The organism is Flavobacterium daemonense (genome assembly GCF_007341385.1).
Classification (GTDB): domain Bacteria; phylum Bacteroidota; class Bacteroidia; order Flavobacteriales; family Flavobacteriaceae; genus Flavobacterium; species Flavobacterium daemonense.
In genome coordinates, this window is the sequence record NZ_VJYD01000001.1 from 441,039 (window position 1) to 456,432 (window position 15,394).

At 32.9% G+C, this 15,394-nt stretch carries 14 protein-coding genes; 12 read left to right on the forward strand and 2 right to left on the reverse strand.

The features are described 5' to 3' along the window. Positions 1 to 141: 141 nt before the first annotated feature. A complete protein-coding gene (locus tag FND99_RS20325) occupies positions 142 to 270 on the reverse strand; it encodes a hypothetical protein (protein WP_281282454.1) in 129 nt (42 codons plus the stop codon). 373 nt (positions 271 to 643) lie between these two features. Here FND99_RS20325 and FND99_RS01825 point away from each other — a divergent pair, with 373 nt between their 5' ends. From FND99_RS01825 to FND99_RS01840, 4 genes are all read left to right on the forward strand, one after another. Continuing rightward, positions 644 to 1,174 (forward strand): RNA polymerase sigma factor, encoded by a 531-nt coding sequence (locus tag FND99_RS01825; protein WP_133523859.1) that lies wholly within the window; start codon positions 644 to 646, stop codon positions 1,172 to 1,174. After that, on the forward strand, positions 1,174 to 1,962 hold the full coding sequence (locus tag FND99_RS01830; protein WP_144336290.1) for an anti-sigma factor: 789 nt from the start codon (positions 1,174 to 1,176) through the stop codon (positions 1,960 to 1,962). The genes FND99_RS01825 and FND99_RS01830 overlap by 1 nt, the downstream gene beginning before the upstream one ends. Positions 1,963 to 2,178: 216 nt before the next feature. Then, entirely contained in the window at positions 2,179 to 2,565 is a 387-nt protein-coding gene (locus tag FND99_RS01835) for a DoxX family protein (RefSeq protein WP_144336291.1), read from the forward strand. A gap of 8 nt (positions 2,566 to 2,573) precedes the next feature. After that, the gene (locus FND99_RS01840; protein ID WP_144336292.1) at positions 2,574 to 3,308 is read left to right on the forward strand and encodes a DUF3667 domain-containing protein; all 735 of its coding nucleotides are present in this window, start codon (positions 2,574 to 2,576) and stop codon (positions 3,306 to 3,308) included. Positions 3,309 to 3,386: 78 nt separating this feature from the next. Here the strand turns inward: FND99_RS01840 and ccsA are convergent, their stop codons facing one another. Next, positions 3,387 to 6,599 carry a cytochrome c biogenesis protein CcsA gene (gene ccsA / locus FND99_RS01845; protein ID WP_144336293.1) on the reverse strand — a complete coding sequence of 1,071 codons (3,213 nt, stop codon included), beginning with the start codon at positions 6,597 to 6,599 and terminating at the stop codon, positions 3,387 to 3,389. 314 nt (positions 6,600 to 6,913) lie between these two features. On the opposite strand from ccsA, the gene FND99_RS01850 reads away from it, so the two are divergent. The 8 genes from FND99_RS01850 to FND99_RS01885 all read left to right on the forward strand — a co-directional run bounded on the left by FND99_RS01850 (position 6,914) and on the right by FND99_RS01885 (position 15,302). Then, a complete protein-coding gene (locus FND99_RS01850) occupies positions 6,914 to 8,599 on the forward strand; it encodes a glycoside hydrolase family 28 protein (RefSeq protein WP_144336294.1) in 1,686 nt (561 codons plus the stop codon). Positions 8,600 to 8,819: 220 nt separating this feature from the next. After that, positions 8,820 to 9,581: a Rossmann-like and DUF2520 domain-containing protein gene (locus FND99_RS01855; RefSeq protein ID WP_144336295.1), complete on the forward strand. Its 762-nt coding sequence runs from the start codon at positions 8,820 to 8,822 to the stop codon at positions 9,579 to 9,581. Beyond that, positions 9,565 to 10,092 carry a KdsC family phosphatase gene (locus FND99_RS01860; RefSeq protein ID WP_144336296.1) on the forward strand — a complete coding sequence of 176 codons (528 nt, stop codon included), beginning with the start codon at positions 9,565 to 9,567 and terminating at the stop codon, positions 10,090 to 10,092. Before FND99_RS01855 ends, FND99_RS01860 begins: the two co-directional genes overlap by 17 nt. Before the next feature lie 92 nt (positions 10,093 to 10,184). Beyond that, positions 10,185 to 11,111: a geranylgeranylglycerol-phosphate geranylgeranyltransferase gene (locus tag FND99_RS01865; RefSeq protein ID WP_144336297.1), complete on the forward strand. Its 927-nt coding sequence runs from the start codon at positions 10,185 to 10,187 to the stop codon at positions 11,109 to 11,111. Then, on the forward strand, positions 11,104 to 11,688 hold the full coding sequence (locus FND99_RS01870; protein ID WP_144336298.1) for a Maf-like protein: 585 nt from the start codon (positions 11,104 to 11,106) through the stop codon (positions 11,686 to 11,688). The genes FND99_RS01865 and FND99_RS01870 overlap by 8 nt, the downstream gene beginning before the upstream one ends. A 10-nt stretch (positions 11,689 to 11,698) precedes the next feature. Next, positions 11,699 to 12,229 (forward strand): mechanosensitive ion channel domain-containing protein, encoded by a 531-nt coding sequence (locus tag FND99_RS01875; protein ID WP_144336299.1) that lies wholly within the window; start codon positions 11,699 to 11,701, stop codon positions 12,227 to 12,229. Positions 12,230 to 12,340: 111 nt separating this feature from the next. Next, positions 12,341 to 13,441, forward strand: coding sequence for an AI-2E family transporter (locus FND99_RS01880; RefSeq protein ID WP_144336300.1), 1,101 nt, complete (start codon positions 12,341 to 12,343; stop codon positions 13,439 to 13,441). A gap of 34 nt (positions 13,442 to 13,475) precedes the next feature. Continuing rightward, a complete protein-coding gene (locus tag FND99_RS01885; protein WP_144336301.1) occupies positions 13,476 to 15,302 on the forward strand; it encodes a BamA/TamA family outer membrane protein in 1,827 nt (608 codons plus the stop codon). Positions 15,303 to 15,394: the final 92 nt, after the last annotated feature.

Below are 15,394 nucleotides of genomic sequence, written 5' to 3' on the forward strand. Positions count from 1 at the left end.
TAAAACCCTAATTCGCATTTTCGTCTGATTTTCAATGGCGTGTATAGTGGATTCTTTTGTTCTTTATATTGAAAATACGGTTTATAAATAGATTTTCTATTTGGAAGTCCGAGGACACCAACTATGAAATTATTTTAATCATTAAATTCTGTTGAACTGATTTTGAAAAGACAAATTCAAAGTCTCTTTTTTCAAATCCTTTTTATTAAAATTTGTAAGCGCCAAAACACTCGTAAGTCCGACAATTAATATTTTCAAAGTATTTTTCATAATCACGACTTTATTTTTTTATTTATTGAGAATTTATTTACACTTTAATCTTTAAGAACATTATTTTTTTTCGACTGATTTTAGAATTTTCAGAACTTAATTTTTTAATTTTTCCCCGTTATATGGGAGATTCTGCTATTATTCTGGAATCAGATTTTCTGTTATAATAGCATTTACGTAATTGGATTGCTTTTGGTTTTAAAAAATCGAAAAAAAATTAAAAAAAAGTTGATTTTTTTTCTGAACCCCTATGTTTCTTAGGTTTTTGCCTGTTAAAAAATTTATAATTTTCACAAAAAAATAATTTATCTTTATCTCAGGTAATAAAATAATGTACAATTAATTATTTGTTTAAGCTTTAAAATCCAAATCTATGAGTCAAGAAGAATTATTAGTTTTAATTTACAAGAAAGACGAAAGAGCTTTTACCCATCTGTACGACATGTACTCGAAAAGTTTGTTTTCGGTCATTAACGTACTAATCAAAAATCGTGAAGAAGCCGAAGATGTTTTGCAAGAAGTCTTTGTGAAAATCTGGAAAAACATCGATTCGTATAACGAAAGCAAAGGCCGATTTTACACTTGGATCCTTAATATTGCTAGAAATACTTCTATTGATACTTTGAGATCCAAAAATTTTAATAACAGTCAAAAAAACCTTTCCTCCGATAATTTCGTAAATCTGTTAGATGACAGTAATAAGCTTGTCAATAAAATTGATACAATAGGTATTCAAGAATTTGTAAAAAAATTGAAACCAAAATGTATTGAAATTCTTGACTTGCTATTTTTTAAAGGATATACCCAACAAGAAGCTTCAGAAGAATTGGCAATGCCATTGGGGACTATCAAGACACAAAACAGAAACTGTATTAACGATTTAAGAAATTATCTAAAAATATAATGGAAGCACAAGAATATATCGAATCAGGGTTATTAGAACTTTACGTTTATGGTTTATTAACCGAAAAAGAAAATATAGAAATTACCGAATTAGCCAAACAGAATCCGGAAGTTAACGCAGAAATAATTTCGATAGAAAAAGCAATTGTTGCTTTATCATCAAGCTTCTCTCCTTTCCACTCTGTTGCTAATTTTGAAAAAATCAAAGCGAGATTAGAACTTAAACATGGCAAAGTAGTCGACATGAAGCCAGCGTCAAGCTGGTCGCAATATGTTGGCTGGGCAGCGGCAGTACTATTATTGTTAGGTTTAGGTTATCAGACTTTAGAATTGACAAAAACAAAAGAAGCGATCGCTACAGTTGGAACTGAGAAAAACAAAATTGAAAGAGATTACGCTTTTTTAGATCAGCAAAACAAAGAAACCGAGAAAAGTTTGACCATTGTTAGAGATATCAAAAACACTGGTGTAACTCTTGGCGGTCAAGCTGTTTCGCCAACATCTTTTGCAAAAGTATATTGGAACAAAGACACAAAAACAACTTATATTGATGCGGCTGGTCTTCCAAAACCTCCAAAAGGAATGGTTTACCAAGTTTGGGCATTAAAATTAAGTCCGGTATTGACGCCAACAAGTATTGGTTTGCTTAGTGATTTTGAAGGAAATTCTAACAAAATTTTCGCTGTTGACCGTACTAATGAAGCAGAAGCGTTTGGGATTACACTTGAGCCTGCCGGCGGAAGTTTAACGCCAACAATGACACAACTTTATACTTTAGGAAAAGTTTAAAATTAAACGTTGCATAAAAACAAGAAGCGCATATTATTTATTAGTATGCGCTTTTTTATTATTTTTAATTCGCTGAATGCAATTGTTTTAACACATAGAAACATAGGTTAAAAACGTATTTAAGGCATTTCATTTTGCATCAAGAATCATAGACTATGTTTCTATGTGTTAAATTAATTAGTTATTTTTAATTGATTTATAACCAAATACCACAATATGAACGGAAATTTACTTTTAAGAATTGCAGTTTCGATTATTCTCCTTACACATTCTATTTTCGGAATGTTTAATAATGGCATAAACGACTTTGGGAATTTATTTTTAAACCAAATTGGTTTTGCTCCTTTTGGTGTTTTTCTGGCTTGGAGCATCAAATTATCACATGTTGTTGCGGCAATTCTTTTGCTTCTTAATAAATATGTAAAGCTCGCAGGTTTTGTAACGATTTTTGTTTTGTTGATGGGAATTGTTTTGGTCCATTTTAAAGAAGGCTGGTTTGTTGTGGGCGGAGGAAGAAATGGAGTTGAATACAACTTTTTACTAATCGTTGTTTTATTGGCGATTATGTTTCCGAATGGTTTTAAAAAAGTACAATCTAATTAAATAGTATTATGGAAATTCTTTGTAAAAATTGCCATCATATTTTTACCGGCCACTATTGCAGCAACTGCGGACAACCTGCAGCAACTCATAAAATAAACATTCATTTTTTATGGCATGATATTCAGCACGGGTTGTTGCATTTCGATAAAGGAATTACGTATTCGTTAAAACAGCTTTTTACAAGACCAGGACATACGGTTCGTGAATTTATTGAAGGAAAACGTGTCAGGCATTTTAAACCGCTTTCTTTAGTTGTGGTTTTGGCAACGCTTTATGGCGTGCTATATCATTATTTTCATATCAATACTTTTCCGGACAAAGGAGATAACACCTTAGATTACAATGAATTCAATGAATGGGTGGCGACACATTTTTCGTGGGTTACGATTGCTACAATTCCAATTTACACCATCGGAACTTATATTGTATTTCGAAAACAGGGATATAATTTTGTTGAATTTTTTGTATTGAATACTTTTAAGGCTTCACAAAGGCTTTTTGTCCAAATCCTGACATTCCCAATATTGTTTTATTTGAATGGTACGCCAGCAATTCAGAAATTTTCATCTGTAACCTATTTCATCGGACTTGTATTGATATTTTGGACAAATATTCAGTTTTTCAATAAAATTTCAATAGTAAAAGCTTTCTTTTTAAGCATATTGAGTCACATTATATTTTTGATTTGCTTTTTTATCATCGCGGCAATCGTGCTTGCAATCATGGGAAAAATGCCTGTCTAAAAAGTTATTTTGATAAAAAAAAGAGGTTCAGCTGAACTGAACCTCTTTTCTATGTGAATTAATAATAACCGAAATACATTATTTGTTCTTCACTTTTTTTGTTTTATAGTACTTTCTATATTTTGGATATGTTATAGCACCAATTAATGCAATTGTTCCCATTGAATAATAAATCCAGTTTAGAGAATGCGCCTCTCCGCTTGCGTAAGAATGCAGACCCACTAAATGGAAGTTTACTCCATAATACGTAAACAAAATCGAAATAAAACCAAACATCGTCATTAAATTGAAAATCCATTTTCCGCGTAAAGCTGGTACAAAACGAGCGTGAATTATAAACGCATAAACCATGATTGAGATTAAAGCCCAAGTTTCTTTTGGATCCCAACCCCAGTAACGTCCCCAACTTTCGTTTGCCCATTGTCCACCCAAGAAGTTTCCAATAGTCAACATGATCAAACCAATAGTAATAGACATTTCGTTTATATAGGTTATCTCTTTAATGTTCAGTTCCATTTTAGCTTTGTTTTTCTCTGTTGTAAAGAAAATCAATACTAAAGCCACAAAACCTAAGATCATTCCTAATGCCGTTGGACCATAACTAGCAACAATAACCGCAACGTGAATCATTAACCAATATGAATTAAGAACAGGCTGTAAGTTTGCAATCTCTGGATCAATCCAGTTTGCATTTGCCGCCATGAAAATCATCGCCGTCACAAATGCTGCTGATGCAACCGTAAGTTTTGATTTTCTGTCAAAAGCCAATCCGAAAAACATTGTTGACCAAGCTACATATACAATAGCTTCATAAGCATTACTCCAAGGTGCATGCCCTGAAATGTACCAACGTGCAATTAATATTATCGTATGAAGTACAAATATTAAACCTATCAATATATGAAAACCATTTACAGTGATTCGTAACCATTTTTTATCGAAAAATATACTGAAAAGTGTAAAAATCAACATAAAGATTCCTGAAAGAGAATACCAATAAAACATTTTAGGTAAAATATTATAGGTATTATAAGCAATCTCTAAATCAATTTTTTGCTCGCTTGGGCGAACTTTTGCTCCAAATTTCTTTTGGAAACCATTAATGCTTTCTACTAATTGATCAGCAGTATCCCAATTTTTAGAAATAGAACCGTTGTTTAAAGCACTAAAATATAACGGAAGAATTTGTTTTACATAAGTAGAATCCATTCCTTTAAAACCACTATTTTCACGCTCTAAGAAAGAAACCCATTTATTATTTGGATCATTTGGAATTGGGAAAATTTTCAAAATACTACCACTTAAAGCAGATTCCATCAAGTTTACTTTTTTATCTGTTTCGATAAAATCTTTCTCAAACTGATTTGGATTTCCAGCTTTATAAGCATCATCTAAATATGGCGATAATTTATAATTTCCGTTTTCATCGAAAAATTTCACAAAAGGAGCATATTGATCTTTAGAATCAATTCCGATTATTTTACGAATACTGTCATTTCCCATCTTAATATAAATAATCGGGATCTGTATCCAAACCTGAGCGTATTGCGTCATCGACAAAAATACCTGATCAGAATTCATTCCGTTGTACGTATCGCTATGGCTTACTTTTCTAAGTAATTCAGATGAAAACGTATTAATCGGTTTCATTCTTCCTCCGGCATCCTGAATAATCAAACGGCCAAATTTAGCAGCATGTGCTTCTGGAGCTTTGTAAATCGTAAGTAATGAATCCAATTGTTTTTGGCTCGGCGGCGCCACAATATGATTAGCGTGATCGTTTGGATCTGCAGTATGATTATGCTCGTGCGAATGTACATGAGGATTTTGTTGTGCAAAACCACTCAAACCAATCATCAAAACAAGAATCGTGATTAATTTTTCTTTCTTCTTTTTAACGTTTTCAAGTTTACGTTTCAAATCACCAAAACGAGAATGTTTTGTAAACATAATGGCCATTAAACCAATGTAAAGCAGAAAATATCCTAAATAAGTAATATTCGTTCCCCAAGAATCATGATTTACAGATAATACCGTTCCTTTTTCATCTGGATCAAATGAAGATTGGAAAAAACGATAGCCTTTATGATCCAAAACGTGGTTCATATATATGTCCGCATCAAAAGTTTCTGTAGAATCCTGAACGGTAACTTTACTTTTAAATGCTGAATAACTTTTCTCAGTTCCTGGATATTTGTCGGCAATAAAATCATTTAATCTTATTTTGAAAGGCAAAATATAAGCCTTGCTTCCAAAGAACAAACTATATTCAATTTTACCAATTTTAACCGTTTGAGGCTCGCCAATACTTCCTTTAGACCCCATTAAACGAACTTCTTTTTCTTGACCATCTGCTTTAATTTTTACCACTAAAGCATCAGTATGCGATTTTGCTTTAAAATCATTACTTGACTCATAATCAACAGTTCCTTTAACCGCAGGATCTGGAAAAACGATTCGGATATCACCAATACTGTAAAGCGAACGCATCATTAAAGGCTGTACATCATCTTTGGTTACATCACCTTGTAATTTATCAGCCATTCGCATAAATTTCCCTTCAAATGGCGTTTGAATAGTATATTTTTCTCCAGTTGTATTGATATTGATCGCACCGTCAGTATGTTTATTTAAAGCAAATAAAACGTTGTGAATGTTTTGAACTTCACCTTCTTTCAAGTAATGTTCTTCACGCCCGCCTGCTCCGGCTTCAACTAATTTTAAATAAAGCGTTCCTTTTGGATCTGGTTTTATGGTTTCTTTCGCTCCCATAATGTAGTTCACATAACTCACTTCGAAAGGCGTTTCGTCAAATTTTCCAGAAAGCGTAAAATCGTTGTTTGTAACCGGCGACAGCAAAAGGTTTTTATCAAAAACCCTTCTTTTCATTGCGCCTTTATATTCTCCGTCAGCAAAAACGGTAATAAATGTTTTGTCTGAGTAAATTTGGTTTTCTGATGCACCTTCGCGAATTGGCATCATTCCTTCATAACTGATATAACGTGTGATGAAAGCTCCTAAAATAATAAAAACAAAGGCAATATGAAGTAAAAAAGTTGCCCATTTTTCTTTTTTAAGCAATTGGTAACGCTTAATATTTCCGAAGAAATTAAGCATGAAAACAGCCATTATAGCTTCAAACCACCAAGTATTATAGATTAAAATTCGGGCTGTGTCTGTATTGTATTTACTTTCGATAAAAGTTCCAACACCCATTGCAATTGCGAATGTTAAAAAAAGAACGGCCATTAAGCGTGTAGAAAACAAAAAAGAGAATATTTTTTTATCCATTTTTGAGGAATTACATTGTATAAAAGTGCCACAAAAGTACTCAAAAATGTTGAGTTCCAATATTTGTCATTTGTTAATAAAAACTAAAAAAAGATTCCTTTACAAAGGCATTTTTGCAAATAAAATAAGTTAATTATTACAAATTTCTAAGAAGCAATAATTTCTTTGATTATTGATATTTTTTTTTAGTTTTGTGTAATCGATTACATTTTGAATTTATGTTTTTTTTAAAGATCTAATTTCCGTTTTTCGTAAAAATAAGATCTCCAAAATAAAAATTCAGCTATTAACTATCTCATTTAAAACTACTAAAAATGAAAACCAAAATTTTAAACATTGTACTTTGCCTAGCGCTTTTGGCGTGTGGATTGCCGTACAAAACTGTTGCACAAAATTCGAAATTGAATGCTTTTTACAGCGATATAGAATTTAAAATGCAAAAAGTGCAAGAGCCTGTAATTCCAAAAAACAAAGTGAATATTAAAGATTTTGGTGCTGTAAGCGGTGGCTATATTTTAAACACGAAGGCTTTCGCCGACGCTATAGATGCGGTTTCAAAAAAAGGTGGCGGAAAAGTAATAATTCCTCCGGGAATCTGGCTTACAGGTCCGATTATTTTAAAAAGCAACATTGAGCTTCATGCTGAAACCGGCGCATTGATAAAATTTTCGACAGATAAAACTTTGTATCCTATTATTGAAACCAGTTTTGAAGGCTTGAATACTTGGCGTTGCATCTCTCCTATTTATGGCAAAAATCTTGAAAATATTGCCTTTACAGGAAATGGCGTTTGGGATGGTTCAGGCGAAGTTTGGAGACAAGTAAAAAAGAGCAAATTAACAGATAGCCAATGGAAGAAATTTGTTGCTTCGGGCGGTGTTCTAAATGATAAAAAAGACAGTTGGTATCCATCTGAAACTTTTATGAAAGCATCTGTTGGCGCGGATCAAAATGTTCGTTTGGACTTAAAAACAAAAGAACAATTTGAAGAAATCCACGATTTTCTTCGTCCAGTTATGGTCAGCATTCAAAACAGCAAAAGGGTACTTTTTGACGGTCCGGTTTTTCAAAATTCACCAGCTTGGAATATTCATCCTTTAATGGTTGAAGATTTGATTCTTCGAAATGTTACGGTTCGTAATCCTTGGTATTCTCAAAACGGCGACGGACTTGATGTTGAATCTTGTAAAAATGTATTGATCGAAAATTCAAGTTTTGATGTGGGTGATGATGCGATTTGCATTAAATCTGGAAAGGATAAAGATGGTCGCGACCGAGGTATTCCGTGCGAAAATATCATCGTAAAAAACAACATTGTTTATCATGGACACGGCGGTGTAACGGTTGGAAGCGAGATGTCTGGAGGCGTAAAAAACCTTCATGTTTCTAATTGTACTTTTATGGGAACTGATGTTGGTTTACGTTTTAAAAGTACACGAGGACGTGGCGGAATCGTTGAAAACATCTTTATTTCTGATATTTATATGACCGATATTCCTTCCCAAGCAATTTCTTTCGATTTATATTACGGAGGAAAATCAATCGCTGAAACATTGGCCGAAGGCGGAACAAAAGTTGCTAATAAAATGATGCCTGTTACTGCAGAAACACCGCAATTCAAAAATATTTCAATTAAAAATATTACGATTGCTGGTGCTTATCAAGCGGTATTTTTACAAGGCTTGCCAGAAATGAATCTTGAAAACATCGAAATTTCAAACTTAACAGCAAAAGCTGAAAATGGATTTTCTATTATTGACGCAAACGGAATTAAAATCAGCAATGCCAAATTAGACATTGAAAAACCAGAAGTTTTCGAAATTTACAACGGAAAAAATATGTCTTTCAAAAATATTGAGTTCAATTCAAAATCAGAAAAAGCGATTTCTATTAATGGTGATGTAAGCCAAAATATAGAATTTGCTTCAAATCCAAATTTTGATTTATCTAAAAAGATCTCAGTTGGCGAAACTGTTCCAAAAGGAGCTGTGAAATTCTAAAAAGAATAAAATGAGCGTAAATCAGCTTCTAATAGTACGCAGATTAGACTGATTCGCCATCGTGAAAACGCGGATTAAACGGATTTTTAAATTATGAAAATCCGTTTAATCCGCGTTTTTGCAAAACAAATCAGCAAAATCAACGTTTGATTGGTTTAATTGAGAAGCAAACGAATTAAATCCAAACTGCATTTAAAAAAAATAATGTTAATTTTGTGCTATGATTCAAGTATCGATAATTGGTTCCGGAAATGTGGCACAGCATTTAATCAAGGCCTTCATGCAAAGTGAAGCCGTAGAAATTGTACAGGTATTTTCAAGAAAAAAAGAAACTTTATCATCTTTAATCGAATATGAAAAAATTGTAAGCGATTTTAATGAACTAATCGAGGCCGATTTATATATTATTTCAGTTTCTGACAATGCAATTCTAGAGGTTTCGCAGCAATTGCCTTTTCAAAACCGAATTGTAGTTCATACTTCTGGCGCAGCTTCACTTGATTATTTGGATAACAAAAACAGAAAAGGCGTTTTTTATCCGCTTCAAACATTCTCAAAAAACAAAGACGTAGATTTTTCAGCTATTCCGATGTGTTTGGAAGCAGAAAACACTTTTGATTTCCGAATCTTAGAAACCGTGGCCAAAAGCATTTCAAACAGCGTTTTTGCAATAAATTCAGAACAACGAAAAGCACTTCATGCCGCAGCCGTTTTTGTAAACAATTTTACAAATCACTTATATCAAATTGGTCAGGAAATTTGCGAAGAGCACCGCGTTCCTTTTGAAGTTTTGAAACCTTTGATACAAGAAACTGCTGAAAAAATCAATACTTTAGATCCAATTGACGCCCAAACTGGTCCTGCAAAACGTCATGATTCAACAACAATACAAGCACATTTGGACTTTTTAACGAATGAAAATCAAAAAAATATTTATAAAATTCTAACACAATCTATTCAAAATAATGGCAAAAAGTTATAAAGAAATAATGAATGACATCACAACATTTGTTTTTGATGTTGATGGCGTACTTACAGACAGTTCCGTTTTTGTAACCAATGAAGGAGAAATGCTTCGCACAATGAACATTCGTGATGGTTTCGCAATGAAAGCGGCGATTGAAAGCGGTTACCATGTCTGCATTATTTCTGGCGGAAGCAATGAAGGCGTTCGTATTCGTCTGCAAAATTTAGGTATTTCAGACATTTATTTAGGAACTCCAGATAAAGTGAAAACTTTTAAAGAATACACGGACAACAACAATATAAGCCCTGAACAAGTTTTGTATATGGGAGATGATATTCCTGATTTTCATGTAATGAAATTAGTTGGTCTTCCTTCTTGTCCACAAGATGCAAGTCCGGAAATCAAAAATATTTGTCGTTACATTTCGCACGTAAAAGGCGGACGCGGCGCTGCACGCGATGTAATCGAGCAAGTAATGAAAGTGCAAGGGAAATGGATGGAATATTTTAATGGAAAACACGACTAATTAATTGTTAATTATGAATTGTAAATTGTAAATTCCTAATTATAAAACCTTTGAACCTTTGCCCCTCTGAACCTCAGAACCTCTAAAAAAAAATGAAATACTTAAAACTCGTTCGATACCAAAATTTATTGATGCTTGCTTTTATGCAGGTTTTATTTCGTTATGCATTTTTAAAACAGCAAAATATTCCGCTTGCTTTGGCAGATTGGCAATATGCTTTGTTGGTTTTGAGTACCGTTTTATTGGCGGCGGCCGGTTATGTAATAAACAATATTTTTGATGTTGCAACGGATTCAATCAACAAGCCAAACGATGTCATTATTGGCAAAGGAATTTCTGAAACCAGAGCTTACAACATTTATATCGGATTAAATATTACCGGAGTCGCAATTGGTTTTTATTTATCAAATGTGATTTTGAGACCGAGTTTTGCGACTATTTTCATTTTAATCGCTTCATTACTCTACTTCTATTCTACCAGCTTAAAACAAATTATGATTTTGGGCAATTTTATAGTGGCTCTTTTATTGGCTTTAAGCGTTATTATCATCGGGGTTTTTGATTTGTTTCCGGCGATTGATGCTGAAAATAAAGCCCAAATGGCTAGTCTTTTTTCAATATTGATTGATTATGCGTTATTTGCTTTTATGATCAATTTTGTTCGAGAAATAGTTAAAGATATTGAAGATGTAAATGGCGATTACAATCAAGGAATGAATACGTTGCCAATTGCAATTGGGATTAACAGGGCAGCAAAAATTGCTTTAGGATTTGCCATTATTCCGTTCATATTATCGTTGCTTTACATCAATGCTTATTTCATGGAAAACAAACTTTTTATCTCCACGATATATAGCTTTATTTTTGTTCTTGCGCCTTTATTGTATTTTATTGTAAAAATATTCAGTGCAAAATCACAAAAAGAATTTCACCATTTAAGCACGGTTTTAAAACTGATATTGCTTTTCGGAATTTTATCCATTCTTGTAATTACCCTTAATATTAAGTACAATGCTTAAAGAAAAACTAAAAAAATACACTTTGATTCTAGCATCGGGATCTCCAAGAAGACAGCAGTTTTTTAAAGATTTGGATCTTGATTTCGAAATTCGACTAAAAGAGATTGAAGAAGTTTATCCCCCAGAATTAGAAGGCGCTGAAATAACAGATTATCTGGCTGCATTAAAAGCTAGCGCATTTGATGGCGAACTCAAAGAAAATGAAATTTTAATTACAAGTGACACCATTGTTTGGCATCAAAATAAAGCTTTAGGAAAACCTAAAAATGCCGAAGAAGCTTTTGAAATGATCAAATCAATGTCAAATACAACACACGAAGTTTTTACATCAGTTTGTTTTAGAACAGAAAATACTTCGACCGTAATAAATGATGTAACAAAAGTAACTTTCAATGCTTTATCAGACGAAGCGATTTTATATTATATCGACAACTATAAACCATATGACAAAGCTGGTGCTTATGGTATTCAGGAATGGTTTGGTTTTATGGCAGTAGCAAAAGTCGAAGGTTCGTACACCAATGTGATGGGACTTCCAACGGCTAAAGTTTACGATTATTTAAGTACTTTAGTATAAAAATTACTTTATGTTTTCTTTCAAGGAATATAGCCAGGAAATAATCACCACCCTAATTCTGCTTGTCACATTGATAGCACTGCGAGTTATCGTAGCAAAATTAATCAGGCGATATGCCAGCAGCAGTCAGTTATTAGAACACAGAACAAATCTGGTAATCAAATATATTCACTTGTTAATGAATATTTTGGTAACCATCAGTTTGATTGTAATTTGGGGTGTTGATACTAAAGACATATTTTTCTATGTATCCTCAATTGCAACAGTAATTGGTGTGGCGATGTTTGCGCAATGGTCCATTTTAAGCAACATTACTTCGGGAATGATTTTGTTTTTCTCATTTCCGTTCCGAATTGGAGATACTATAAAAATTCACGACAAAGATTTTCCCATCGAAGCTGAAATTGAAGACATCAGCGCTTTTCATGTGAATTTAAAAACAAAAGAAGGCGAAAGAATCATTTTTCCGAACAATTTATTACTGCAAAAAGGAATTTCGATTATGCCTGTCCAATACGAAGACAAAGAGTTTTTTGATTAAAGTCTGAATGGAAATTTTATAAACTATACACAAAAAGGTAAAACGCTATTACGGTTATAAAATGTAATATTTGTTATACCAAAATTTAGTTTATCTAATACTCCATCAAAAATGACTCAACCCATAAAATTGCCGTTTTACGCAAAACTTTCTTGCATATTAATCAGTTTGATTTCGTTTGCTTATATATTCTGTATAGCAAAAGATGTAATAACTCCCGTATTAATGGCCTTTTTATTTGCCGTTTTGCTTCTTCCCATTTTCACATTTTTAAACACGAAGTTGCGTTTTCCAAGACACTTGGCTGCAATAGTCTGTGTTTTGACTTTTGCCGCAGTTATCATCGGTATACTTGTTTTTATTTCCTACGAAGTAACCGATATGGCAAATGACTTTGATACAATCAAAAAAAATGCAAATGTCTTTTTATCTGATATACATCGATTTGTAAAAGAGCGATTTCATATCAGCATTGGCGAACAAAAAAAATATCTCGACACCGTAACCAAAGATTCGGTTAAAAATGGAAATGCAACAATCGGATCTGCAATTCTTTCCATAACAGATCTTTTATTAGATTGTACGATTATACCAATTTATACGTTTCTGTTTTTAATTTATAAAGACCATTTTATTCTTTTTTTGGCCAAATTAATCAACAAAGAAAACCACATTGCGCTACGAGATATTTTATCACAAATAAAAGTTTCGATAAACAATTACATCGTAAGTCTTATTTTAGAAATGATTGTTGTGTCTGTTTTAACGAGTTTGGGACTTTGGATTATTGACGTCAAATATTTTATTTTATTGGGATTAATTACAGGAATTTTAAATCTTATTCCGTATATTGGAATATTGATTGCCGGAATTATTACCGTTTTAGCTTCTTTGACAGGTTCTGGCGAAATTTCAATAATTCTCGGAATTTTAATTGTGAATGTCATTGTGCAACTTATCGATAATAATTTATTGGTACCTTTGATTATTAATTCAAAAGTCGAAATCAATGCCTTTGTTTCTATTATCGGAATTATAATTGGAGGCGCGGCGGCTGGGATTTCGGGAATGTTTTTGGCAATTCCGCTTTTGGCAATCTTGAAAATTATATTTGACAGAATTGAATCATTAGAAGCTTGGGGTTATGTCATGGGAAATCATATGCCTAGAAAATTTACTTGGAGAATTCGAAGATCTAAAATTGCTAATTAAAAACCATTTTCAAATACGTCAAAAACTAAATCTAATGTCCGTGAACAAAAAAATAATCGTTTTTATTTTACTTTGCTTTTGCCTGCAAAGCACGTACGGACAATCGGATAAAACAAAAAATCCGCCCAAAAAAGACAGTACAGACGTTTATAATAAAATTCGAAATTATTCCAAAAAAAACAATTTTACCAAAACACTTCATAAGCTGTTTTTCAGAACAAACAAACCAAAAAAGAAAGAGGAACTTCTTATACCAACAGATACTGCAAATTACAACGGAAAAATTATCCGAAAAATCAATATTGTTACTTTAGATCCTTTTGGCCATTCAATTGTAGATACCACGCAGGAACCTAAAAACTGGGGTGAACGAACCGGTAATAGACTTCATTTGAAAACGAAGAAAATTGCGATTTATAATTTGCTTCTTTTCAAAAAAAATAGCGTCTATGACAGTTATAAAGTTCAGGAAACAGAACGTTTGATTCGTGCCCAAAAATACGTTACGGCAGTACGAATAACACATAAAGTAGCGGGAGTTGCTTCTGACTCTGTTGATGTTACCATTAGAGTTTTAGATTCCTGGAGCACGATTCCTAGATTTGCAATTTCAAGCAATCAAGTTTCTTTGGGATTTAAAGAGAAAGATTTTTTTGGAACCGGCCAACAGTTGGAATATCGTTTTACAAATCGTTTTAGTGATGGCGCAAACGGAAATGATGTTACTTATACTGTTCCGAACATCAAAAATACTTACATCGCAACCGTTTTGAATTACAAAATGGATCTTGATAATAATTATACCAAAAGCATCAATATTGAACGTCTCTTCTACTCGCCTTTAACCAAATGGGCTGGAGGTGTTTATGTAGGTCAGAATTTCAGAAAAGATAGTTTGCAGGCACCTGATATGACGTATGCATTTCAGACTTTTAAATATAATTTTCAAGATTTTTGGGCAGGAAAAGCCACCAAAGTCTATGAAGATGAAAATAAAGGAATTACCAATCTGATTGTTTCTGGTCGTTTTTTGAATGTCAATTATGGTGAAAGCCCGGAAGAATTATACGATCCAACCAATTTTTATTCGGATCAAAAACTTATTTTATCCGGAATTGGATTGAACACTCGAAAGTTTGTCAAAGACAATTATATTTTTAGAAATGGCCAGACCGAGGATGTACCAATTGGGCGAATTTATGGCATAACTTTAGGCTATCAATATAAAAATCAGATGTGGAGACCGTATGCTGGCGGGCGATTTTCATTCGGAAATTATTATCGTATCGGATTTTTCGGTGCCAATTTTGAGGCAGGGACGTTTTTTCACGATTCCAAGACCTATGAAACAGCCTTTACCATAGAAACCAACTATTTTACCAAACTTTATAGTATTGGCGCTTGGAAACTAAGACAATTTGTGAACCCAAGAATGGTAATTGGTATTAATCGTGAAGATATTATTGGTGATAAATTAAATATAAATCAAGACAATGGCCTTGCCGGATTTAATAGCGCTATTTATGGAACCAATAAAATGATTTTGTCGTTGCAGACACAAACTTATTCGCCAAAAGCACTTTTAGGTTTTCGTCTTAATCCGTTTTTTAATTATTCGGTCGCAGTTCTTGGAAGCCCAGACAATTCCATGGGAAGAAATAAAGCGTATTCAAAATTCACACTTGGCGTCATCGTGAGCAACGACTATTTGGTATTCAGTTCTTTTCAATTGTCATTGTCATATTACCCGAGTATTCCGTATGAGGGAGATAACGTTTTCAAAACCAATACTTTTGAAACAACAGACTTCGGATTAATGAATTTTGAACTGGCAAAACCTAAAATTGTCGATTATAAGTAAGAATATTTTTTTTCATTTTTTATTATATTTTTTAAGAAACACAAAACTTTTTCATTATCAAACGATTACCATCAATTTAGCGCCCTAACACT